This window comes from Chryseobacterium cheonjiense (assembly GCF_012927265.1).
GTDB classification, from domain to species: domain Bacteria; phylum Bacteroidota; class Bacteroidia; order Flavobacteriales; family Weeksellaceae; genus Chryseobacterium; species Chryseobacterium cheonjiense.
In genome coordinates, this window is sequence record NZ_JABBGF010000002.1 from 55,319 (window position 1) to 77,643 (window position 22,325).

General features: G+C 37.3%; 24 protein-coding genes. 2 read left to right on the plus strand and 22 right to left on the minus strand.

The window, feature by feature from the left end; genetic code table 11:
- Nucleotides 1-59: 59 nt before the first annotated feature.
- The 11 genes from HHL20_RS10730 to HHL20_RS10780 all read right to left on the minus strand — a co-directional run bounded on the left by HHL20_RS10730 (nucleotide 60) and on the right by HHL20_RS10780 (nucleotide 8,606).
- The gene (locus tag HHL20_RS10730; RefSeq protein WP_169231215.1) at nucleotides 60-473 is read right to left on the minus strand and encodes a PaaI family thioesterase; all 414 of its coding nucleotides are present in this window, start codon (nucleotides 471-473) and stop codon (nucleotides 60-62) included.
- A gap of 1 nt (nucleotide 474) precedes the next feature.
- Entirely contained in the window at nucleotides 475-789 is a 315-nt protein-coding gene (locus HHL20_RS10735) for a hypothetical protein (RefSeq protein WP_169231216.1), read from the minus strand.
- 101 nt (nucleotides 790-890) lie between these two features.
- On the minus strand, nucleotides 891-2,024 hold the full coding sequence (locus tag HHL20_RS10740) for a 3-hydroxyacyl-CoA dehydrogenase NAD-binding domain-containing protein (RefSeq protein WP_169231217.1): 1,134 nt from the start codon (nucleotides 2,022-2,024) through the stop codon (nucleotides 891-893).
- 99 nt (nucleotides 2,025-2,123) lie between these two features.
- Nucleotides 2,124-2,924, minus strand: coding sequence for an enoyl-CoA hydratase/isomerase family protein (locus HHL20_RS10745; protein WP_169231218.1), 801 nt, complete (start codon nucleotides 2,922-2,924; stop codon nucleotides 2,124-2,126).
- A gap of 94 nt (nucleotides 2,925-3,018) precedes the next feature.
- Nucleotides 3,019-3,483 (minus strand): 1,2-phenylacetyl-CoA epoxidase subunit PaaD, encoded by a 465-nt coding sequence (gene paaD, locus HHL20_RS10750; protein ID WP_169231219.1) that lies wholly within the window; start codon nucleotides 3,481-3,483, stop codon nucleotides 3,019-3,021.
- 81 nt (nucleotides 3,484-3,564) lie between these two features.
- Nucleotides 3,565-4,314 carry a 1,2-phenylacetyl-CoA epoxidase subunit PaaC gene (paaC, locus tag HHL20_RS10755; RefSeq protein ID WP_169231220.1) on the minus strand — a complete coding sequence of 250 codons (750 nt, stop codon included), beginning with the start codon at nucleotides 4,312-4,314 and terminating at the stop codon, nucleotides 3,565-3,567.
- A 69-nt stretch (nucleotides 4,315-4,383) separates the two neighbouring features.
- Nucleotides 4,384-4,665: a 1,2-phenylacetyl-CoA epoxidase subunit PaaB gene (paaB, locus tag HHL20_RS10760; protein WP_169231221.1), complete on the minus strand. Its 282-nt coding sequence runs from the start codon at nucleotides 4,663-4,665 to the stop codon at nucleotides 4,384-4,386.
- 22 nt (nucleotides 4,666-4,687) lie between these two features.
- Entirely contained in the window at nucleotides 4,688-5,089 is a 402-nt protein-coding gene (locus HHL20_RS10765) for a hypothetical protein (protein ID WP_169231222.1), read from the minus strand.
- A gap of 4 nt (nucleotides 5,090-5,093) precedes the next feature.
- Entirely contained in the window at nucleotides 5,094-6,032 is a 939-nt protein-coding gene (gene paaA / locus HHL20_RS10770) for a 1,2-phenylacetyl-CoA epoxidase subunit PaaA (protein WP_169231957.1), read from the minus strand.
- A gap of 172 nt (nucleotides 6,033-6,204) precedes the next feature.
- On the minus strand, nucleotides 6,205-7,290 hold the full coding sequence (locus tag HHL20_RS10775; protein ID WP_169231223.1) for a 2Fe-2S iron-sulfur cluster-binding protein: 1,086 nt from the start codon (nucleotides 7,288-7,290) through the stop codon (nucleotides 6,205-6,207).
- Complete coding sequence (locus HHL20_RS10780) at nucleotides 7,287-8,606, minus strand: phenylacetate--CoA ligase family protein (RefSeq protein WP_169231224.1); 1,320 nt, start codon at nucleotides 8,604-8,606, stop codon at nucleotides 7,287-7,289. Before HHL20_RS10780 ends, HHL20_RS10775 begins: the two co-directional genes overlap by 4 nt.
- A 350-nt stretch (nucleotides 8,607-8,956) precedes the next feature.
- Here HHL20_RS10780 and HHL20_RS10785 point away from each other — a divergent pair, with 350 nt between their 5' ends.
- A complete protein-coding gene (locus HHL20_RS10785; RefSeq protein ID WP_169231225.1) occupies nucleotides 8,957-10,819 on the plus strand; it encodes a M1 family metallopeptidase in 1,863 nt (620 codons plus the stop codon).
- Between the two features lie 61 nt (nucleotides 10,820-10,880).
- Here HHL20_RS10785 and HHL20_RS10790 read toward each other — a convergent pair whose 3' ends face one another.
- The 6 genes from HHL20_RS10790 to clpB all read right to left on the minus strand — a co-directional run bounded on the left by HHL20_RS10790 (nucleotide 10,881) and on the right by clpB (nucleotide 17,503).
- Nucleotides 10,881-11,873 (minus strand): zinc metalloprotease, encoded by a 993-nt coding sequence (locus tag HHL20_RS10790; RefSeq protein ID WP_169231226.1) that lies wholly within the window; start codon nucleotides 11,871-11,873, stop codon nucleotides 10,881-10,883.
- 188 nt (nucleotides 11,874-12,061) lie between these two features.
- Entirely contained in the window at nucleotides 12,062-12,700 is a 639-nt protein-coding gene (locus tag HHL20_RS10795) for a response regulator transcription factor (RefSeq protein WP_169231227.1), read from the minus strand.
- Between the two features lie 2 nt (nucleotides 12,701-12,702).
- Complete coding sequence (locus tag HHL20_RS10800) at nucleotides 12,703-13,482, minus strand: sensor histidine kinase (protein WP_169231228.1); 780 nt, start codon at nucleotides 13,480-13,482, stop codon at nucleotides 12,703-12,705.
- Nucleotides 13,461-14,108 (minus strand): hypothetical protein, encoded by a 648-nt coding sequence (locus HHL20_RS10805; RefSeq protein ID WP_169231229.1) that lies wholly within the window; start codon nucleotides 14,106-14,108, stop codon nucleotides 13,461-13,463. Before HHL20_RS10805 ends, HHL20_RS10800 begins: the two co-directional genes overlap by 22 nt.
- Before the next feature lie 36 nt (nucleotides 14,109-14,144).
- A complete protein-coding gene (locus HHL20_RS10810) occupies nucleotides 14,145-14,684 on the minus strand; it encodes a hypothetical protein (protein ID WP_169231230.1) in 540 nt (179 codons plus the stop codon).
- Nucleotides 14,685-14,896: 212 nt separating this feature from the next.
- Nucleotides 14,897-17,503: an ATP-dependent chaperone ClpB gene (gene clpB / locus HHL20_RS10815; RefSeq protein WP_169231231.1), complete on the minus strand. Its 2,607-nt coding sequence runs from the start codon at nucleotides 17,501-17,503 to the stop codon at nucleotides 14,897-14,899.
- Nucleotides 17,504-17,913: 410 nt separating this feature from the next.
- Between clpB and HHL20_RS10820 the strand changes: the two genes are divergently transcribed.
- Complete coding sequence (locus tag HHL20_RS10820; protein WP_228463178.1) at nucleotides 17,914-18,567, plus strand: TetR/AcrR family transcriptional regulator; 654 nt, start codon at nucleotides 17,914-17,916, stop codon at nucleotides 18,565-18,567.
- A 41-nt stretch (nucleotides 18,568-18,608) separates the two neighbouring features.
- On the opposite strand, the gene HHL20_RS10825 is transcribed toward HHL20_RS10820, so the two are convergent.
- The 5 genes from HHL20_RS10825 to HHL20_RS10845 form a co-directional block, all read right to left on the minus strand.
- Nucleotides 18,609-19,436: an endonuclease/exonuclease/phosphatase family protein gene (locus HHL20_RS10825; RefSeq protein ID WP_169231232.1), complete on the minus strand. Its 828-nt coding sequence runs from the start codon at nucleotides 19,434-19,436 to the stop codon at nucleotides 18,609-18,611.
- A 114-nt stretch (nucleotides 19,437-19,550) separates the two neighbouring features.
- Nucleotides 19,551-19,754 carry a hypothetical protein gene (locus HHL20_RS10830; protein WP_169231233.1) on the minus strand — a complete coding sequence of 68 codons (204 nt, stop codon included), beginning with the start codon at nucleotides 19,752-19,754 and terminating at the stop codon, nucleotides 19,551-19,553.
- A gap of 2 nt (nucleotides 19,755-19,756) precedes the next feature.
- Nucleotides 19,757-21,013 carry a S8 family peptidase gene (locus HHL20_RS10835; protein WP_169231234.1) on the minus strand — a complete coding sequence of 419 codons (1,257 nt, stop codon included), beginning with the start codon at nucleotides 21,011-21,013 and terminating at the stop codon, nucleotides 19,757-19,759.
- Nucleotides 21,014-21,021: 8 nt separating this feature from the next.
- Nucleotides 21,022-21,600, minus strand: a complete 579-nt coding sequence (locus HHL20_RS10840) for a hypothetical protein (protein ID WP_169231235.1) — start codon at nucleotides 21,598-21,600, stop codon at nucleotides 21,022-21,024.
- Nucleotides 21,600-22,319, minus strand: a complete 720-nt coding sequence (locus tag HHL20_RS10845) for a hypothetical protein (RefSeq protein ID WP_169231236.1) — start codon at nucleotides 22,317-22,319, stop codon at nucleotides 21,600-21,602. The genes HHL20_RS10840 and HHL20_RS10845 overlap by 1 nt, the downstream gene beginning before the upstream one ends.
- Nucleotides 22,320-22,325: the final 6 nt, after the last annotated feature.

Genomic DNA, 22,325 nt, shown 5'->3' on the forward strand with positions numbered 1-22,325 from the left:
AGAATGAAATAAGACATAAAAAATAATTTTCAAATTGCCTCATTTCCAAATTTTCAAATTTATAATTCTGTTACTTTTTTTCCTATTTTATAAACTGTTCCGACAAATTTTGCAACCAGTTCATCATTTTGATTGGTGATTTTAATGTCGTAAACAGCGGTTTTTCTGGTTTCGTTGACCAAAATGCTTTTTGCCCTGAAAGTATCGCCCTCTTTTCCCGCTTTCGTAAAATTGATGATACAGTTTAATGCAACGGCGGCGTCTCCGGAATTGTTGGAAGAAAAAGCCAGCGCCGAATCCGCAAAAGCAAAGGTTACGCCTCCGTGAACCGTTTTCAACCCGTTAATCATTTCTTTTTTAATGGGCATTTCTATTAAGCAATAATTTTCTTTAACGTCAATCAGTCTGATATTCATCCATTGGGAAAAGAAATCCTGATCGAACATATATTCTGCAACCTGTCTCGGATTCATTTTAATTTATGCTTGTTATTTTTTCATATAATTCGTCGGCCAACCGGTCATAAATACTCATGGTCTTACCGAGAATGATCTGTCCGTATGAAAGATTTTCTGAATTTGATAATTTTTCTGCCTGATAAAAAGCACTCAGATCAATTCCTTCTTCATTGGCAATTCTCTTAATAAGTTCCTTATATTTTTCATTGAATTTGCCTAATAATTCAAGCTTTTCATGATAGTCATTTATCAAAGAAAGTTCCTGAACAATGTATTCTTTTTCAATATTCAGTCTTGTTTCCAGTTCGGCTCTGAATCCGTCTATATTCATTTTTAATTTAATAATTTAACAATGCAACAGTTTACCAAGAGAGATTCTTCGCTTTGCTCAGAATAACAAATAAATTGCTAGATTGTTAGATTGGTATATTGTTACATTTTACAAAGCAACGGACTTTGTCTGTATCTTTCTTCCTGATATTCTTCGTACAGATTCTGCAGAGTTTCGGAGATTTTGGAATATCCGATTTCTTTTCCCCAGGCTAATAATCCTTTAGGATAATTTACCCCTTTCTGCATTGCCAGTTCCAGATCTTCATCATTTGCCACGCCTAATCTTTTTGCTTCTACAGCTTCATTAATCAACATAGAAATAATTCTCATGAATATTTGCTGATAAAGCGCTTCATCTTTCACAGGTTCTACTTTGACAGCTCCCTCCGAATAATCGTAAAATCCTTTTCCTGTTTTTCTTCCATGAAGTTTTGCCTCTGACATTCTTTGCTGAAGAAGGGAAGGTTTGTATTTCGGATCGTAGAAATATTCGTTGTAAACTGTTTTAGTTACCGAGAAATTTACGTCAACACCGATTAAATCCATCAGCTCAAACGGTCCCATTCTGAAGTTCCCCATGGTTTTCATCGCTTCATCCACCTGTTCTACCGTTGCGATGTTTTCTTCAACAATTCTTAGCGCTTCACCGTAGTAAGGACGCGCAATTCTGTTGACGATAAATCCGGGAATATCTTTTGCGATAACAGGAGTTTTCCCCCAGTCTTTCATCAGATTATAGATTTTTTCCGCTAAAGATTTTTCTGTTAATAAGGATGGAATAACTTCAACTAAAGGCATCAAAGGAGCCGGATTGAAGAAGTGAATTCCGATGAAACGCTCCGGCTTCTGTAATTCTGCACCGAGAGAGGTGATGGAAATGGATGATGTATTGGAACCGATGACACAGCTTTCTGAAACGTGTTTCTCTAATTCTGTGAAAACTTTGGTTTTGATTTCTTTGTTTTCGATAATGGCTTCAATGATCAATTCGCAATCTTTGAAATCTTTTAATTCTGTAGCGATGGAAATATTGGCTAAAATTTCAGTCATTTTCTCTGCTGAAATTTTCTGTTTGTCGACCAATCTGGTCAGTGTTTTTTCCAATCCTACGGTTGCCGTTTCTACCTGTTTTGCATTCGCATCATAAATCCAGACTTTGCATCCGTTCGTTGCGGCTACTTGTGCAATGCCGATTCCCATTGTTCCGGCACCGATAATTCCTACATTCTTCATGTTTTATAATGTAACAATGTAACAATGTAGCAGTTTACCAATGTAAAAAAATTTTGTTCATTGTTACATTGCCAGCTTACTACATTGTTATATTAATTCTTATTTTCCTTTATAATCAGGTTTTCTTTTCTGTAAAAAGGCACTTACTCCTTCTCTAAAATCTTCTGTCTCTGCTGCTTCCTGCTGTAAATCTGCTTCTAATTCCAGCTGCTCTTTCAACGTATTGTTGTAGGAGTTAGCGAAGGCTTTTTTGGTAAGTTTAATAGCTGCCGTCGGCATATTCGCCATTTTTTCAAGAATTTCCATTGATTTTGGGACAAATTCTTCTTCACTGAAAACTTCTGCTACCAAACCGTATGATTTTGCTTCCTCTGCCGATAATTTTTTTCCTGTAAATGCTAAATAGTTGGCCAGTTGTCTTCCCATTAACTTGGGCAAGAAATAAGTTCCTCCTGTATCAGGAATTAATCCGATATTCGAAAATGCCTGAGCAAAGTATGATTTGTCAGCCGCTAGAACGAAATCAGAAATTAACGCAAGCATCGCTCCTGCTCCTACTGCGGGACCATTAACCAAAGCCACTACAGGCTTTCTGCAACGTGTAATCTCCATAACCAGTGGGTTGTAATAATCGGTTACGATTTTTCTGATAATGTCATTATCATGATGCTCATTTCCCTGTACAAAAGCGTCATCCAGATTCTGACCGGAACAAAAAGCTCTTCCTCTTCCTGAAATGGCTACACATCTTACCGTGCTGTCTTCGCTGCATTCTTTGATGAAATCTCTAAGATCTGCTAAAGAAGGCTTGGTAAGTGCATTCATCGTGTCAGGCTGGTTGAGATAAGCGATTTTAAGCTTTCCTTCAAAATGGGTCTCAATATCGAGTTGTGTATACATAGTTTATAATTTTTTAATTTGAAAGTTAGACAATTTGAAAATTTTAGTTCACCACTAATTTACTCATTTTCAAATTAGCACATTTTCAAATTGTTTAGTGACATTTAAAATAGTCAAAAGGTTCTAAACAGTCTAAACATTGGTAAGAAGCCTTGCATAAAGTTGATCCGAACCTGCTGATCTGTTTTGAGTTCATAGAACCGCAGCGAGGGCATTTTTTTGGTTTGCCAATATGATGCTCATCTGCTCCTTTTTCTGGAGGTGTAATTCCGTAGACGCGAAGTTTTTCTCTTGCTTCATCCGTAAGCCAGTCTGTTGTCCAGATCGGAAACATTTTGGTCGTTACTTTTGCCTCCCAGCCGTTTTCCTTCATGATCTTGATGATGTCTTCCTCAATGGTAAACATGGCGGGACATGCAGAATAGGTCGGCGTAATCGTTACTTCACAGGATTTTTCACCTGTAATTTTCGCTTCTCTTACAATGCCTAATTCCACGATATTGATCACAGGAATTTCCGGATCGGGAACGAATTCTAATATTTCTAAAGGATTTTTCAATTTTAAATCTAATAATTTAACAATGTATCATTGTAACAATATTGTTAAATTGTTAAATTGACACATTGGTATATTAAAATATTACCACGTACAACCCGGATACGCTCTTTGCATATACTGCAATTCACAAAGCATATATCCAAAATATTCTGTATGATAACCTGTTCTTGATTTTGGCTGCATGAAAGGATTTGTTGGATACTCCAACCCGAAATCTGCAAAATCTTTCTGCGTGATTGCCAGAAATTCTTCATAAAGAACATCTGCATTCGGAGCAATATTTAAAGCGATCAGATCTTCTTCCCCTTCTGTTTTTGCAAATAGACCTTTGGTATATTCCCAGATATTGTCAATGGCTTTTACCAAACGGGTTCTGCTTTCTTCCGTTCCCTGAGCAAAAATTTTCATCCAGGATGCAGCATGGGTGTAATGGTATCTTACCTCTTTTAAGGACTTTTGGGCAATGGCTGCCAGTTCTTCGTTTGCAGAATTGGACAATGCTTCATACATCAGTTTCTGGTACACCGCAAAAACGTACACTTTTAGAATTGTTTGGGCATAATCTTCATTGGGAAGTTCTACCCAGTGAGCATTCACATATTCGTGCTCGTATCTTAAAAATGCCAAATCATCTTCACTCTTACCATCATCGATTACTCTGGAAGCATAAACATAAAAGTTATTCGCCTGTCCGAGTTCATCCAATGCGATATTCGTCAATGCAATATCTTCCTCCAGATAAGGACCTTCACCGCACCACGCAGACAAACGCTGTCCCATAATGAAACTATCGTCTGCGAGTTTTAATAAATAATTGTATAATGGGTTCATTATTTTAACTTTTGGCTTTTGGCGTCTAGCTTTTAGCAAATTGCAAGAAGCTAACAGCCAATCGCTGTTTTACATATTTTTTACATCATTCGGAATTTCGTAAAAAGTCGGGTGACGGTATAGTTTGTCATCAGCCGGATCGAAGAATGCTTCTTTATCCACTCCTTCCGAAGTCACAATATATTTACTTGGAACTACCCAAACTGATGTTCCTTCTTTTCTTCTTGTATAAACGTCTCTTGCATTCTGCAAAGCCATTTCCGCAGTCGGGGCCTGTACTATTCCAACGTGTTTGTGAGATAATCCCGGTTTAGTCTGTATAAACACTTCCCACACATCTAAATTTGCCATAGTCAAATTTTAATTTTAAATTTTAATCATTTATAGCATACCAATTATTTTGGAGCTTAAAATCATTTCCACCATTTTTTACATTTTCATCAAGTTGTTTTATTAAACCCTCTTGAGTTGTATAAATTATTGCTGAATAATGATCTATAACTCCTCTATCAGTATAAAAAGTTATTTTCAAATCATTTTTATCTTTTAAATTTCCTTTAATATCAAAAGTTTTATCATAAGAAAAATTTAAATCTTCAGGAATTAAATTTTCTCCCTCTTCAAATTTTTCAGGATTTAAAAGAACTCTATCTACAATATCTTGTAAATTTTCCTTGTTATCTTCCCAAACTTCTGGATTTGATTGAGATCCATTTGGTAGAAAACATGAACTGCATAAAACTGCAAACAAAAATGTTTGAAATATAGCTTTCACAAGTTTATATTACTTCTTTTTGTTGTTTTTCAGCAAACGCTGCCGCAGCTTCTTTTACCCAGGAATTTTCTCGTTGGGCTTTTCTCTTGGTTTCGATTCGTTTTTTATTACACGGTCCGTTCCCTTTCAGGATTTCCATGAATTCATCCCAAGGAAGCTGTCCGAAATCGTAATGTTGTCTTTCTTCGTTCCATTTCAGATCCGGGTCAGGAATTGTTAATCCTAAAAACTCAGCCTGAGCAACCGTAACATCGATGAATCTCTGACGAAGACTATCGTTGCTTTCTCTTTTCACTCTGTAATTCATAGAGATCTTAGAGTTTGGCGAACTGTCATCGTTAGGTCCGAACATCATTAAAGCCGGCCACCAGAAACGGTTTAACGAAGCCTGAGCCATTTCTTTCTGCTGTTTTGTACCACGGCAAAGCGCCATTAAAATCTCATACCCTTGTCTTTGATGGAAAGATTCTTCCTTACAGATTTTCACCATCGCTCTGGAATAAGGGCCGTAAGAATTTCCCATCAGCATTACCTGATTCATAATTGCCGCTCCGTCTACCAGCCAGCCGATGGCACCGATATCTGCCCAACTTAACGTCGGATAATTAAAGATGCTTGAATATTTTGCTTTTCCTGAAAGCATATCTTCATATGTTGCGTCCCTGTCTGCTCTTACGGTTCCGTCACCTAAAGTTTCGGTTGCAGAATAAAGGTACAGACCATGACCAGCCTCATCCTGAACTTTGGCCAAAAGCGCCATTTTTCTTCTCAGTGAAGGTGCTCTGGAAATCCAGTTGGCTTCCGGCAGCATTCCTACAATTTCGGAATGGGCGTGCTGTGAGATCTGACGAACCAATAATTTCCTGTAATCGTCAGGCATTACATCTTTTGGTTCTACTTTATTTTCTTCGTGTACGTACTGTACAAATTTTTCAATATCTATTTCCATTTTGTAATATTTAAAATGAAGGTAAATTTTAACGCAAAGTTCGCTAAGATTTATTTTACCACTAACTGCTTTTAAGTTCGCTAAGGCATTCACTTAGCCAAGTCCAAAAAGTTTTAGAGCTAAATCTTATCATTTACATTGGTAAATTGTTACATTGTTATATTAATTACACATCATAATTCAGCATCACCACATTCGTTGTAGGGTGACATTGGCAGGTAAGAACGTAACCTCTGGCTACTTCTTCTTCGGTAAGCGCGTAGTTTTTCTCCATGAAAACTTCTCCTTCCAAAACTTCGGCTTTACACGTACAGCACACTCCTCCTTTACATGCAAAAGGTACAGGAAGATTGTCTTTCAATGCTTTATCTAAGATACTTTCTTTTTTTGAATTCAGATGGAATGAATATTCATCATCATCAATGATTACCGTCACCATACTTTCGATATTGGCAATGGCTTTGAATTCATCACTCATTTCCTCCGTGTTTTCTTCATCGGGAGCAGTGAAATATTCAAATAAAACCTGTATAGCAGGTACTTTTTTATCTTTCTTTAAATAATCTGCGATGCCTTTAATCATTTCTGAAGGACCGCAAATGAAATACGTTGCTTCTTTTACATTGATATCAGCATATCTTTCAAACAACAGCTCGAGTTTGTCCGGACAGATTCTTCCTTCAAAAAGCGGATCTTCATGTTTCTCGCGGCTTACCAGATACACTACTTTCAGTCTTCCGTTGAATTGTTCTACCAATTTATCAATTTCTGCTCTTTTCATTACATGATTCATACTTCTGTTGCTGTAGAACAGATATGCATTGGAAAGAGGCTCCTGGTAAAGGCTTTCTTTAATATTGGACAACACCGGGGAAATTCCGCTTCCTGCAGCAAGGCCGATATACGTTTTAACGTTTGTAGGATGATAAGAAGTGTTGAAACCACCCATCGGAGGCATCACTTCAAGCACCTCGTCCATGTGAAGATGTTCGTTGAAATAACCTGAGACTTTCCCGCCTTCCAATAATTTCACCAATACTTCCAGCGTATTGCTTTTTTCACTCGGCGCATTGCAGATAGAATAAGAACGTCTCTCTTCGTTTCCGTTGATCATCATCCGGAAATTGAGATACTGCCCCTGCTTGAACCTGAATTTATCTTTTAGTTCTTCAGGAACTTCAACGGCTACATTAACTGCGTCGTTGGTATCTTTCTGAACTTTTACCGTTTTTAGTTTATAAAATGAATTCATTTTGTTTTTAATATTCTATTAATTTTTCCACCTTCACATTTAGGTAAACTGTCCTGGGCATGAATTTTCACTTTTGTGGTAATTCCTACCCGTTTCTTTATTTCGTTTTCTATGTTTTTCCCGAAATTTCCGACAAAAATAGCATAATCATCGGTATTTAAACTTAAATTTTGCGCCCTTACTAATTCATCATCCACTTCCACATCAATATCCAGCGCAACACACATTTGTTCTTTTTCAACCGGTGTCAAATAATAATTCGGGACCACACCTTCTACGTGAGAAAATGCTTCTTCAATCTGGCTGGGATAAACATTTACTCCTCTTACGATCAGCATATCATCTGCTCTTCCGATTATCGGTTTCATTTTCACCATGGTTCTTTTACCATTTTCGTCATAATAAAGACTGGTAATATCATTGGTCCAATATCGTAAAAGCGGCATCGCCTTTTTTGTTAATGTTGTAATGACCAAAACGCCTTCCTCTCCAAACGGCACCGGCTGTTTGGTAACCGGATCTAAAATTTCGGGATAAAAATGATCTTCCCAAATGTAAGATCCACCTTTTTCTTCGAAATCTTCCATTGAGACTCCCGGTCCGATAATTTCGCTCAACCCGTAAATATTGGTTGCATGAACTCCTAATCTTTCTTCAATATGATGTCTTATAATTTCCGTCCAGGGTTCTGAACCTAGCACAGCATATTTTAAGCTTATTTCATCTGCAGCAATTCCTCGGCTGGCCAGTTCATCAGCAATAGTTAAAGCATAGGAAGGTGAACAGCAGATCACTTCCGGCTTAAAATCCATAATTAAATCAACCTGTCTTGCCGTCATGCCTCCGGAAATAGGGAGAACACTCATTCCTAATTTTTCAGCGCCATAATGCAATCCCAATCCACCGGTGAAAATTCCGTAACCATAAGCATTATGCAGCTGCATTCCAGGTTTTGCTCCTGCTGCATTTAAAGATCTCGCCACGACTTCGCTGAATAGATCAATGTCTTCTTTTGTATATCCCACTACCGTCGGTTTACCCGTTGTTCCGCTTGAACAGTGAATTCTCTGCAGTTCATTTTTCGGAACGGTAAACAGGCCGAACGGATAATTATCCCTCAAATCCTGCTTATAGGTAATTGGAAGTTTCGTGATATCTTCAATCGACCGGATATCCTGTACTGATATTCCCTCTTCATTAAACCTCCTTCTATAAAATTCTGAACTTTCTCCAAGATAGCCTACCAGCTTTACCAATCGCTCAGATTGAAGCTGTCTCAACTGATCGAGCTTCAGATATTCAACTGAAAAATCCATACTTAACTAACTAACACTTGTTAGGTGTAAATGTAAAAAGATTTTTTGTTTCTGCCAAATTTTTATGATTTTCATCATAGATACACCTGCAAAAGGTAAAACGAACAATATTAAGTCAAAACTGATCTAAAAAGATAAAAAAACCTTGCATTAATAAATTCAATTTTACATCATACATGCTAAATTGACGTATCTTTGCAAGTTATACTGAAGGATTTATTTATAAGTTAAGGATGATTTAATAATGGTAAGATTTATTTCTGTTAAAAAAACAATTTAACTGAGATATTATTTTTTTACCATTTTTTTGCAATTTTATGTTAAACTAAATTGATTATAAACATACTGTAATGAAAAGATTGGTTTTGGGTCTGTTGTTTTTAGCTTCATGGCAATTTTCCGCTCAGGAATTATATATGCCGAGAAATATTAAAAAAGCATATGCAAACGGTACCCGTGATGTATCCGGTGCACCGGGAAAAAATTACTGGCAAAATAAAGGAGTGTACAATGTAGAAGTAAAAGTGGATGCCAACTCTAAAATTGTTTCCGGTAAAGAAACCATCTTTTACAGCAACAATAGTCCGGATAACCTTAATGAGCTGGCAATTCGTTTTGTTAATAATTTACACAAACCCCAGGCTCCGAGATCCGGAATAGTTTCCAAAGATTTTTTAACTTCAGGGCTGCACATTAAATCATTTGTGGTAAATGGTGAAAAATATGCTGTGAACAGTGAACATTGGGGAACTGTTGAAAAGGTAAAACTTAATTCCGCTTTAAAATCAAAAGCTAAGGCTGAAATAAAGATTGAATGGGAATATCCTTTATCGGTAGAAAGCGGAAGAGAAGGGCAGATTGATCCGGAAACTTTTTACGTTGCGTATTCCTTCCCCAGAATATCTGTATATGATGATTACAACGGATGGGATATGCTTCCGCATTCCGACAGACAGGAGTTTTATAATGATTTTAATGATTACAGTTTTTCCATCACTGCTCCAAAAAATTACGTGGTATGGGCAACGGGAGATTTCCTGAATCCTGAAGCAGTTCTTCAATCAGAATATTTAAAAAGATATCGGGCTTCTTTAAAAAGTGACAAAGTAATTCACGTAGCTACGGAGCATGAAATGAAATCCGGAAAGGTGACAAAACCAAATAAATGGAACACCTGGAAATTTAAAGCCAGCCATATTACAGACTTCTGCTTTGCATTAAGCAATCATTATGCGTGGGATGCTTCCAGTGTTCAGCTGAAAACTAAAAGAGCGAGTGTTCAGGCAGCATATGGACCTGAAGCCAAAGATTTTGAACATTATGTAGAATGGATGCGCTATAACTTGGACTGGTTTTCAAAAAACTGGCCGGGTGTGGAATATCCGTACAATGTAATGACGGCTGTACAGGGGTATGCCGATATGGAGTACCCAATGATGATTAACGACACCAGTATTCCTGATGATTTCCAGGATGCAAGATTAACGGCAGATCATGAGATCGCACATACCTACTTCCCTTTCTACATGGGAATCAACGAAACAAGATATGCCTTTATGGATGAAGGGTGGGCAACAACACTGGAGTATCTTATTGGAATCGATGAAAACGGCGAGGCTAAAGCCAAAGAGTTTTATAAAAATTTCAGGGTAAAACGATGGATTAATGATCCTTCAGCGGAACAGGACCAACCCATTATTACCATGAGCACACAGGTAAGCGGCGCAGGATACGGAAATAATTCCTATGTGAAAGCATCATTATCTTATCTGGCTTTAAAGGATTATCTGGGAGATGAGGTCTTTAAGAAAGCCCTGCATCATTATATGAACAACTGGAACGGAAAACATCCTATTCCGTGGGATTATTTCTATTCTATGAATACCGGTTCGGGAAAAAACCTCAACTGGTTCTTCAACAACTGGTTTTACACCAATAATTATATTGACCTAAAGATAGCCGGGGCGAGCCAGATGAATGATCTTTTAACCGTAAATATTAATAATATAGGTGGCTTTGCGATCCCTTTTGAAGCAGAAATAAGTTATGATGACGGAACGGTTGAAAAGCTTCATTTCTCACCTTCTGTCTGGGAAAAGGACCAACGACAGACCATGCTCACGATTCCTATTACGAAAAAGGTAAAATCAGTGAATCTTGAAGGTGGAATTTTTATGGATTACACTCCTGAAGATAATAAGAAAACGCTATAAAACAAGTCCGGCTGTTTCATTCTGAAACAGCCGGACTTTCGTATTTATGAAAAGTTATTTATTAATATAATCGTAATCCTGATCTTGCTCCTGATGAAGCTACCACAGACTGCATTCTTGTTTTTTGTCCGGCAGAGAACATGAACATGGCTGCATCATCTACATAATCCATATAATTCATGAACATCACTGATCTCTGCACCCCTCCACAGGTATTGTACAGCGGATAGCTTGGCTTCCCGTAGTTAGGTCCTGTTTGTGTAGGCGTATCAGTTACAAGATCATTTCCACAATTAGCATCTCCCCAGATATGTCTCAGGTTAAGGTAATGCCCCACCTCATGCGTAGCAGTTCTTCCCTGATTGAATGGTGCGGACGCGCCTGTTTTCCCGAAATAAGAAGCAGCAATTACAACACCGTCATTCCAAAGTCCTGAAGATTCAGGGAACGTAGCATATCCCAGAATTTGTCCCATATTTCCAACGACCCAGATATTAAGATAATTGGCCGGACTTGTTGCATCAATTCCTCCGCTGGAAGCTCTTTTCATAGCGTCATTTGTACTCCAGCTTGTTTTGGTAGTTGATTTTCTTACGGTGTTTGCCAGCCTGAACCTTACTTTTACATCTCCGGCTTTCAAACTCTGAAAAGCAGTCGGGATTTTTGATACATCACTGTTTGTCCCTCCGTAATCTGCATTCAGAACTGCAATTTGCTCCGCAATACGGGAAGCAGAAATGTTTTCTGTTGATGTTCTGTATAAGACATTTACCACCACGGGAATTTCAACGGTCCCGTCGGATAAAACTTTTCCCAGTTTAAGATCGTTGGCAAATTTTTCTGTACTGGCTTCGAGTTCAGAATATTTCTGTCTTAGTTCGGCACTTTTCTGGAGTGCGGACTTTCTAATTTCTTCAGAAGGACAGCCTCTTTTCAAGGCAGATCCATCTAAATTTTCTGTGTTGGATGACGACTCTTCAGTTTGGTTGGTAATGTTGTCGCTGTTACAGGACAGGAAGCTCAGCATAAGAACTCCGAATAGTAGTTTTTTCATATAAATATATTTTGTTACAAAAATGAAATTATGAAATTCAGAGTTCACATGCAAATATTTCACACGATTGTTACTTAATTTCATTATTCAATCAATAACATTTTTAATATTAACATGAAAATATATCATTAAAATATAGATTTAAATATCTATAATCTATCCTATTATTAAATTTATTACATTGAGTTTTAGACTGCAAATCCATTTTTTATTGCAAAAACAGCTAATCCTACGCGGGTTTTAAGATCGAGCTTTTCACAAAGCTGATCCCTGTAACTTTCTACTGTTCTTGGGCTGCAACACATTTTATCTGCAATTTCTTTATAGCTAAGCTCAGTGACGGTGTATTTTAAAAATTCTTTTTCGCGGTCTGAAATTTTAACACTGTTGCCCGACTCATTATTATTCATATTAGAGAAAATAATTTTCGAAGCCCAGTCCGGGTAGAAAAATCCTTCAGAATTTAATTTTACAAGTGCATTTTCAAGTTCTTTCGGATGTGTATTTTTCAGCAGGTAGCCTTTTGCTCCGTTTTTAATCATTTTAATGACACTTTTATCGTCTCCCTGCATGCTTAATGCCATTACTTTAATACCGGGATAATTTTCCCTGAGCCAGAGTACGGTTTCAAACCCGTCCATGATCGGCATGCTGATATCCAGTAAAATAATGTCGGGAATTCTGCTATTATTTTCAAATTTCTGAATAAGATCTTTCCCGTTCTCCGCAACGTAAATCACTTCAAATTCTTCAAAATTATCGATGATTCCTTCTAATGCTTTTGCGATGAGTGTGTGATCGTCTACAATCACTATTGTCTTTTTCATAATTATTTCTTTAAAATAATATTGAGTGTAGTCCCAAAATTTTCCAGGCTTTCCAGGCAAAAATCAGCTCCTATGATTTCTGCTCTATTTTTCATATTGGTGAGACCAATTCCGTTTGATTTGATTTTAAACTGGTCAAAACCAATACCGTCGTCTTTAATGTTCAGTTCCCAAAGTACTTCCTCAGAGGTATTCAGGGTAATGAAAATATTTTCGCAGTTTGAATGTTTTATACTGTTCTGGATAAATTCCTGAGTAATTCTCAACAGAACATTTTTATGGGCAAATCCTAAATCAAGCTGTTTAAAATTACATTTGAAGGATACTTTGCACTTTTTAAAAGCATTGGTATTGTCTACTTCTTCCTGAATTAAAGTTACAATTTCCTTCTGATTAATTTTATCATCCGTTAATGTTTTTGAAAGGCTTCTGAGATCCTGCAAAGACTGATTAATGATCTGCGATACCTGTTCAATCCTTTCACTGACTTCCGGAACTTTGTTTTCATACAAAAGCTGTTGGGTGTAAAGACTGACAAGGGTAAGCTTCTGTCCGATATTATCATGAAGCTCGCGGCCTATCTGCTGCATGGTAGCCTGCTGAATTTCCAGTTGTGTTGCAAGAAGTTCACGCTTGTGGATTTCATTTTTCACCTCAATTTCGTGCAGGTATTCTTTTTTACGCTGCCTGTATTTCCGGATGTACATGATCACGGCAACTACAAACAACACGAAAAACATGTTGAATAGAAAAATTGTGATCAGGAGCTCTGTTTTCCCCATATCACAGATATTGAAAATAATACATACATAATAATCCCTGAAATTAGAAAATAAGCAAAGTAAATATTGAAAATTTCACGGTATTGCTTGATAAGCTCCAGGAAAGTCCAGAATGGCAATGTCCCGATATAAAACAGTGTCACTCCAAGATTGATATAAAACATCCTGTTCTTGTCGAAATTAATAATATCAGCATCATTAATCTGCTTATAGTATTCCATGACTACAAGGATCATTAAAATAAGACATCCCAATGTATAATTAAGAGAAAACATTACTTTATTTGCAGAATACAAAAATTCACTCGGAATAAATGACAGCAAGTAAACAGATGAGAGTATAAGAAAGAGATTTATATTCTTGAAAGATCGTGCAGCATACAGCCAGTAGAAAAACAGGAACTGAACCGGGATTACAAAATAATTGTAAAAAGCCTGCTTATTATATTCAAAAAAAAGGTTTCCCCACCGGCCAATGCTTTCACCTATAAAAATAAAAATGAGATAGAACACAAAGTATTTCCAGTATTTATCTTTTATTCTATTATAAAAAATAAGAGAGACAGCGGCAGCAATACCTTCTGCCCAATACATAATTTCAAATGCTATTTTTTGGAAATCACTCATTGTGCTTATTGTTAAAATGTCTTGTTGATAAGAATATTAAAATGATTCGGTTTTTACACTATCGGGCGGTATCAGTGCCCCGTGATTCTGGCAAACTACATCAGACTGGATACCTGCATTTTTCGCGGAAGCCATTGCCAGCACTTTCCCATCACTGCTCATAGGATTAAAATCGTAGCTTAGCATCACACCGTTTTCATCTTGCCTCTTTATCGTAGGAACCATTACCAATGTATGTTTTTCCGCATATTGTTTACCGATGGGGATACCATTCATAACGTCCCAGTTTTCAAGTTTCGGATAAGCTGCATAATAAAAACGAATTCCTAAATCTCCAACATTGGTTGACGAATTGTTTGCGGAGGCTAGTGTTTCGATATCAGCAATAAATTTTTTCAACGTTGTAAGGTCAAAATGAATAGAATGCGCATCATCTATTCCCAATTTTTCCTTTACAGATATCAGTTGATTGTTTCTGTAGTTATTTACCAGAGTCTGGATAAGGCTATAAGACATGGTGTTTGCCGGCTGGGCAACATCCAGTATTTCAGCTTCGGAAGTAGTTTGTGTTTTCATAAGTTTGTATTTTAATGTTAATTGACTCTGCAAATTTCGCAAAAATAACATTGCTGCGACATGGTTTTTTTCCTGTTTATTTTCAGGGATTTTACGGATTGCAAGTTTTATTTAAAATTATAAAAGATTTGAATACAATCGATAAAAAATAAGTGCTGCAGAAAAATCTGCAGCACTTATTTACAAAAATAATATATATGAAAAAAAACTACTTATAAGTCTGTTGGCCTGAAGACAAGACCTGTTTCCTCGAAATAATCCAAGGTAATTCGGTCGCCGTCATTCACATTTCCCGCAAGGATCTCACGAGACAATTTGTTGAGAACTTCCTGCTGAATGACTCTTTTTAACGGTCTTGCACCAAATGCAGGATCATACCCTTTGTTCATCAAATAATCTACAGCGTCCTGAGTGGCTGTCATAATGATGTTTCGCTTTGAAAGCATATCATTGAATCCTCTCAGCTGGTAGGTAACAATTTTTCCGATTTCTTTTTTTCTTAACGGCTGAAACAATACCACCTCATCAATTCTGTTCAGGAATTCCGGACGGAGGGTTTGCTTCAAGAGATCAAAAACTTCATCTTTGGCTTCCTCTAAAGTTTCAGGACTGATATTATCATCTTTGTCACGCTGAGCGGAATCGAAGCGTTCCTGAATTAAATGTGATCCTAAATTCGAGGTCATAATGATAATTGAGTTTTTGAAATTCACCACTCTTCCTTTATTGTCCGTCAGACGACCGTCATCCAAAACCTGCAACAATGTATTGAAAACATCAGGATGCGCTTTTTCTATTTCGTCAAGCAGCACTACTGAATAGGGCCTTCTCCTCACCGCTTCAGTGAGCTGACCGCCTTCATCATAGCCTACATATCCCGGAGGCGCTCCGACAAGTCTGGACACGCTGTGTCTTTCCTGATATTCACTCATATCAATTCTTGTCATATTGTTTTCATCATCGAATAAAAATTCTGCCAAGGCTTTTGCCAGCTCGGTTTTCCCGACTCCGGTTGTTCCCAGGAATAAAAATGAACCGATAGGCTTTTTATCATCGCTTAATCCTGCTCTGTTTCTTCTGATCGCATCTGCAACCGCTATGATGGCTTCATCCTGGCCTACAACCCTGTGATGGAGTTCAGTTTCAAGATTCAGCAATTTTTCTCTTTCAGACTGAAGAAGTTTGGTAACCGGAATTCCGGTCCATTTTGCAATCACCTCAGAAATGTTTTCGGAAGTAACTTCTTCCTTGATCAGCTCATTCTGATGATTCTGCATTTCGATTTCAAGCTTTTTAAGATCTTCTTCTTTTTCGCGGAGTTTTCCGTACTGTATTTCCGCTACTTTCGCGTAATCTCCTGCTCTTGAAGCTCTTTCCGCTTCCAGTTTCAGTGACTCAATATCTTTTTTAATCTGTGTTAAATCTTCAGACTTCTGTTTTTCTTTCAGCCATTTTGCATTGATTTCATTTCTCTGCTCAGAAATTTTTGAAATATCTTCTTTTAAATGGTCGATTTTTGTCTGGTTTCCTTCTCTTGAAATGGCGGCAAGCTCAATTTCCAGCTGCATTAATTTTCTGTCTAAAACATCCAATTCTTCGGGCTTTGAATTGATTTCCATCCTCAATTTTGCAGAAGCCTCATCAATAAGGTCAATCGCCTTATCTGGTAAAAAACGGTCGGAAATATATCGTTGTGACATCTCCACAGCAGCAATAATTGCTTCGTCTTTGATTCTTACTTTATGGTGCGCTTCGTATTTATCTTTAATTCCACGAAGAATAGAGATGGCAGATTCCGTATCCGGTTCTTCCACCATTACTTTCTGGAAACGTCTTTCCAGCGCTTTATCTTTTTCAAAATATTTTTGATATTCATTGAGCGTGGTAGCACCAATGGCTCTTAATTCACCTCTTGCCAATGCTGGTTTCAGAATGTTGGCAGCATCCATTGCACCTTCACCGCCTCCGGCTCCAACTAATGTGTGGATTTCGTCAATGAAAAGAATAATCTGTCCGTCTGATTTAATGACTTCATTTACAACGGATTTTAAACGCTCTTCAAACTCACCTTTGTATTTCGCTCCCGCGATCAAAGCTCCCATATCCAATGAATATAAGGTCTTATCTACCAGGTTTTCAGGAACGTCACCACTGATAATCCTGTGGGCAATTCCTTCCGCGATGGCCGTTTTACCGACACCAGGCTCCCCGATCAGGATCGGGTTGTTTTTTGTTCTTCTCGAAAGAATCTGTAAAACTCTCCGGATTTCTTCATCACGTCCGATTACAGGATCCAGTTTACCTTCCGCTGCTAATTCATTAAAGTTTTTCGCATATTTATTTAAAGACTGATAGGTTTCTTCCGAACTTGCAGAAGTAGCCTTGCTTCCTTTTCTCAATTCTTTGATTCCCCCTTCCAGAAGACTTTTGGTAACGCCCATATCTTTCAGCATTTTGGAAACTTCTGAATTTGTTTCTAAAAGAGAAAACCAAAGATGCTCTATGGTTACGTACTCATCTCCCATTTTTTTAGCGATGTTGGGTGCATCCAGCAAAACTTTGTTGGCCGATTGAGAGAGGTAAATATTTCCACCCTGCACTTTCGGAAGCTTTTCTAAATTTTCACGGTTTCGCTCTCTTACCAAAGCAGCATCTGCTTCAGATTTTTTTAATAAGAAAGGCGAAATATTTTCATCTACCTGAAAAATACCTTCAAGAAGATGTTGAGGTTCAATACTCTGGTTGCCGAATTCCATGGCTACCTGTTGAGCAGCCTGGATGGCTTCCTGCGATTTTACGGTATATTGATTTAAGTTCATATTCTGTATATGTTTTGGTTTAATTTAGTTTTCATCGTATTGATTTCAGACATCAGATTTCAGACCATAAGAGTTTAATGCATATTAAATTTTTAAATCCGAGTTTCTAATTTCTGATGCCCTCCATCCTATTTAATCAATTAATTCGAAAGCTATATCACAAAAAGCATTCAATTATTGATTTTTTAAAAAATATAGACAAATTTTCCGAAAAATGTATTTTAAATTTGATTCTGACAGACAAAAATTCCGGTTAGGCTGTTTTCAAATAAAAATTATGGAAGAAAAGTCAGATTTGGAAAAAATATGAAGTTCAAAATTCTTTATCAGGTTTAAAACGAGCATAATAGATTTAGGCTAAAGTAATTAGAAATTTTTTACATTTTAAAATAGACTAAAGTCCGTTCCTATTGAAGGCAAAATCATCCGTTCAAAATCAAAATATTAAAATCAAAATAATTACTTTTGTCTTTTACCAGATGGAGCTTAAAGAAAAACAAAAGAAAATATTGGATGTTGCAGTAGAACTTTTCAAGGAGAAAGGTTATATGGGCAGCTCTGTAAGGGATTTGGCGACCAAACTCAACATCAAGGCCGCTTCACTGTATGCCCACATCCGTTCCAAAGAAGAAATTTTAGAATGGATTTGTTTCGGTATTGCCCAGGAATTCTTTGATGAGCTGCAGGAAGTAAAGAACACGAATATTCCGCCAAGGGAAAAACTCAACCTTTTTATTGAAAAACATTTGTCGGTGGTTCTTAAAAACCGCGATGTCACGCATATTTACTCCAATGAATGGAAGCACCTGGAAGAGCGTCTTCCTGAATTTATTGCGCTGCGGAAAAATTACCAGCAGGAAGTGGAAGAACTGATTTCCAAAATCTATAAGGCTGAAAACTGGGAGCTGAGATCATCTGCTTTTACAACAAGATTCATCCTTCATACGTTGAATAATTCGTATTTCTGGTTCAAAAGAAATACAGAATCCACCACCGAAATCACGGATGAGATCAGGGATAAGATCCTGTATGGTTTGTTGGGGAAAAATGCTTCGACAGAGTAATAATAATTACATATACCGAAATATTCAGTCTTTTATATCAATTAAAACTGTAGATCTGCAAGTACCGGAAAATGGTCCGACGGATAGAGCAGATTTTCTCTCCTGTCATTGATGTGTCTGTGGGACTTAATTTTAAATCCTTTTACAAATATATAATCGATTCTGTCTTTCGGAATTTCATTAACGTTAAATGCTGTAAATGTTCCTTTCGGGCCGTAATGTTTTGTTTCTGAATGATAAAAACTGTCTTTCATGTTCTGTGACATAATTTTTATCGGTTCCGAATCTTCGGTTAAATTAAAATCACCGCTTACGGTTACCGGTAAGTTTTTAGGATTCAGTTCTTTGATTTTCTTTAAAATCAGTTCAGAAGATTTCACTCTTGCCACGTTGCCAATATGATCAAAGTGAAGATTCAGGGCCAGGAATTCTTTTTCCGATTTTTTATCTTTAAAAAGTGCATAGGTACAGATTCTGTTCAGCGCTGCATCCCATCCTTTAGAAGGTTTCTCAGGAGTTTCGGAAAGCCAGAACGTCCCGGATTTGATAACCTGCAATCTGCCCGCATCATAAAATATCGCGGAAAACTCACCTTTTTCCTTTCCATCATCTCTGCCCACGCCTACATAATCATAATTTTTCAATGCGTTTTTAATATCTTTCATCTGTTCCGGCAACGCTTCCTGAACCCCGAAATAATCCGGATGATAATAGGAAAGAAGGTCTGCTACATCTTGTTTCCTGTTCGTCCAGGCGTTTTCTTTATCGGAATCTACATTTAATCTGATATTAAAACTCATCACTTTAAGATCCTGTGAAAAACCTAAAGCAAACATCATCATACATACGATTGAAAATCTGAAACTCATAATCATTTATTTTAGTTAAAACAAAAATAAGGTTTATCCTATAGAAAGCCTATTTAACAGTAACTTTTAATAAATAATTAAAATCATTTGATTCTTGAAAAGAGCCTTTATTGTTTATTCAATCTTAATATTTTTATCTTCTTCTACAGAAATGAAATATTCTTCAAAATCTTTCTGGTAAACCGGCTTTTCACTCTCTAATTTTACTACTCCGATAGATGTATAGTGAGCCGCCGGTTTTATATTCTTTTTTTTAAGTTCTTTTTCAAGATTTTCGATATCAATATCTTTTTTCAGAACTGCGATATAGGTTTTCATTTTTATGCCTGTATTAATCCGCTTCCGATATCCCGGTATTTCAAACCTTCAATCGGTTTTGCTTTGGTTTCAGCAAGTTCCCAGATTTCTTTTGCCGTTTTTTCGGGGAACTGTTCCATGTAGAGAGCCATCATTCCGGAAACGTGCGGTGTAGCCATACTTGTCCCGCTCATCGCGTAGTAGCTACTGCTTTTATTTTTGCTGTTTTTAGGATAAGTGCTGATAATGTCGACTCCAGGAGCACAAATATTGACGCTGCCTCCTGTTGCGGGGTTCAGTCCGGCATTAGAGAACTTTGCAATTTTCATATGCCCATCTATCGCACCTACCGCCATGATGGAAGAGGTATTCGCAGGAGAAGAAACCGGCTTTGGAACTGATGGCCGGCTGCTGTCGTTTCCGGCAGCGGCAATAATGATGCAGTTGCTTTCCAGCGCTCTTGCACCCACGGTTTCGAAAAGTAGCGAGGGGGCATCATTGAGTTTTACGGCAGAAGCCAGTGACAAAGACAAAATCCTGAATTTCTTTGTAATAGCCCAATCTATGGCATCGATTACACTGCTGGTGGTTCCTTTTCCGGAATCGGAAAGCACTTTGGCAATTTTTAAATTGGCATCTTTGGCTATTCCGTACCGCTTTCCGTTGTCCAGTCTGATGTTCCCGGCTGCTATTCCTGCACAGTGTGTCCCGTGTCCATTCGGGTCGCGGTCCCAGCTTTCTCCGCTGATGAAAGATTTTCCTTCAATTTCCCTTCCTGAAAAATCGGGGTGCGACAATTCTATTCCTGTATCCAGAATACAGATATCAATACCTTTTCCGGTGTAGAACGAATTTTCGATATTAAGCGCTTTTAATCCCCATTCCATTTCTATGAGGGATTTTTGCGGCAAAGGTTTATTTGTAATATATTTTTCCAGCTCCGAGATTTTATCGGTAATTTCCGCGGATTGCTTTTTCAGTTCATTGATGATAGATAATTCATCTGCAGAAAAGAATTCTCTTTCTTTTTCAAAATAAACGATGGGATTAGAATCATTTTTAACAGCACTTTTCAGTTGTTCTTCATCCATATTTTCAACTACCAGAACGCCCAAATTTTTATAAAGAACACCGTTATCATTATCAATTACCTCGTAAGAGCGGTTTTCTGATGAAAGAAATTCTGACGAAGTAATGGTAACTTCCAGTTCGTTTTCTACTTTCCTGAGGGAATTTTTTTGCTGATCTTCGAGCACAACAATATATCTTTCTTTTTCCATAGCGTTATTTATATTAGTTTTAAAAGGACTTTTTCAATAACCAAGAATATATCTTCCGAAATCATACTAAGTCTCAGTTTTTTGTTAATTCCTAAAATCTGTGTGTTGTGGTTAACAAGCGAGTTCCAGAATATTTCAATTTTGGGGATTGTATTGAGATCTTTTACTTTATCTTCATCTAAAAATCCGTTCTGGTATAAAGAAACAATAAGTCCTGAAAGGATTTCCTCGGCTTCATCGAGTTTTTTCTGTTCTTTACCGTACATCTCCGTCAGCAATCCGTGGATGCTTTCGATTGCGCTGAATGAAAAACCCCATTGAAGTTCACGCTTTGCAGTCGTAATCTTTTCCATCTGCACAGGATTAAACCCTCTTTTCACCGTAGAAATCATATTCATGACCTTAAGTACTTCAGATTCACAGGTTGTATTGCCTTTGGTTTTTAAATATTCTAAAAATTCGTGAAGAAAAGCTTCAAACTGCCCGTCAAAATCGAAGGATTTCGACAGATAAAGCTCCTGGACCTTATTAAAAAGCTGAAGTAGTTCCTGAATTTTCTGTATCGTATGATGAACGAGTTCCTGCATTATTCAAAAATTATCTGTTCTATTTCTTTACCGTCTTTGTCTTTGTAGGACATGATTCTGATGCCTTCTTCTTCCATCTCCACATGAAGGTTGATGAATAATTTATCTTTATCTTCAGCAGAATTGGTATTCGGGTCAATATAGATGTTGTTTAATTTTGAATTGATTAAACTGTACCTGTTTAGCACTTCCGCATAAATTTGTTGCAGCGCTAAAGATTCTTCTTCCGTTGAAGTTCCGTCAATAGGTCTTTCCACAGGCTTTTGCGGGGTTGCAGCAATAGCTCTGGCCGAAGTTTTTTTAATATCAGCCATTTGTGCTCCTGTTTCCTGTTTTTGTAATCTGACGGAAGCCAGCCCTCCTGTTCTGATTGAATTGACTATTGTCCTGAAATCTTCATTCTGAATATTTTTTGTAGAAATCGGCTGGATATTCAGCTGTTTTTCTTTGTTGACCGTATAAATTCGTTCGTTGACATCGTGAATTAATTTGAGTTCGTTTATCGGAAAGTTCCTGTCGGCATCGGCATCAATATCGGTGATCTTAATAGGAATATCCATTTTCACACTGGGAAGTGAATATCTCGGAACTTTAAAATATTTTAAGTACTCGTGTTGAGCATACTCTTTTGCGATGGCCACTGCATTTTCGTCTGCTTTTTTACGAGCCTGAATTATCTCATTATTGAGATAATCCAGGTAATCTGATAATTTAATCATGACTCG

Excerpts from the sequence above, each read along its gene's own strand:
- paaC (WP_169231220.1), bottom strand. The coding sequence starts at position 4,314 with ATGAACCCATTATACAATTATTTATTAAAACTCGCAGACGATAGTTTC.
- HHL20_RS10775 (WP_169231223.1), bottom strand. The coding sequence starts at position 7,290 with ATGAATTCATTTTATAAACTAAAAACGGTAAAAGTTCAGAAAGATACC.
- HHL20_RS10840 (WP_169231235.1), bottom strand. The coding sequence starts at position 21,600 with ATGCAGGAACTCGTTCATCATACGATACAGAAAATTCAGGAACTACTT.
- HHL20_RS10845 (WP_169231236.1), bottom strand. The coding sequence starts at position 22,319 with ATGATTAAATTATCAGATTACCTGGATTATCTCAATAATGAGATAATT.
- HHL20_RS10730 (WP_169231215.1), bottom strand. The coding sequence starts at position 473 with ATGAATCCGAGACAGGTTGCAGAATATATGTTCGATCAGGATTTCTTT.
- HHL20_RS10735 (WP_169231216.1), bottom strand. The coding sequence starts at position 789 with ATGAATATAGACGGATTCAGAGCCGAACTGGAAACAAGACTGAATATT.
- HHL20_RS10795 (WP_169231227.1), bottom strand. The coding sequence starts at position 12,700 with ATGAAAAAGACAATAGTGATTGTAGACGATCACACACTCATCGCAAAA.
- HHL20_RS10785 (WP_169231225.1), top strand. The coding sequence starts at position 8,957 with ATGAAAAGATTGGTTTTGGGTCTGTTGTTTTTAGCTTCATGGCAATTT.
- HHL20_RS10740 (WP_169231217.1), bottom strand. The coding sequence starts at position 2,024 with ATGAAGAATGTAGGAATTATCGGTGCCGGAACAATGGGAATCGGCATT.
- clpB (WP_169231231.1), bottom strand. The coding sequence starts at position 17,503 with ATGAACTTAAATCAATATACCGTAAAATCGCAGGAAGCCATCCAGGCT.
- paaB (WP_169231221.1), bottom strand. The coding sequence starts at position 4,665 with ATGGCAAATTTAGATGTGTGGGAAGTGTTTATACAGACTAAACCGGGA.
- HHL20_RS10830 (WP_169231233.1), bottom strand. The coding sequence starts at position 19,754 with ATGAAAACCTATATCGCAGTTCTGAAAAAAGATATTGATATCGAAAAT.
- HHL20_RS10805 (WP_169231229.1), bottom strand. The coding sequence starts at position 14,108 with ATGAGTGATTTCCAAAAAATAGCATTTGAAATTATGTATTGGGCAGAA.
- HHL20_RS10800 (WP_169231228.1), bottom strand. The coding sequence starts at position 13,482 with ATGGGGAAAACAGAGCTCCTGATCACAATTTTTCTATTCAACATGTTT.
- HHL20_RS10835 (WP_169231234.1), bottom strand. The coding sequence starts at position 21,013 with ATGGAAAAAGAAAGATATATTGTTGTGCTCGAAGATCAGCAAAAAAAT.
- HHL20_RS10745 (WP_169231218.1), bottom strand. The coding sequence starts at position 2,924 with ATGTATACACAACTCGATATTGAGACCCATTTTGAAGGAAAGCTTAAA.
- HHL20_RS10790 (WP_169231226.1), bottom strand. The coding sequence starts at position 11,873 with ATGAAAAAACTACTATTCGGAGTTCTTATGCTGAGCTTCCTGTCCTGT.
- HHL20_RS10780 (WP_169231224.1), bottom strand. The coding sequence starts at position 8,606 with ATGGATTTTTCAGTTGAATATCTGAAGCTCGATCAGTTGAGACAGCTT.
- HHL20_RS10810 (WP_169231230.1), bottom strand. The coding sequence starts at position 14,684 with ATGAAAACACAAACTACTTCCGAAGCTGAAATACTGGATGTTGCCCAG.
- HHL20_RS10825 (WP_169231232.1), bottom strand. The coding sequence starts at position 19,436 with ATGAGTTTCAGATTTTCAATCGTATGTATGATGATGTTTGCTTTAGGT.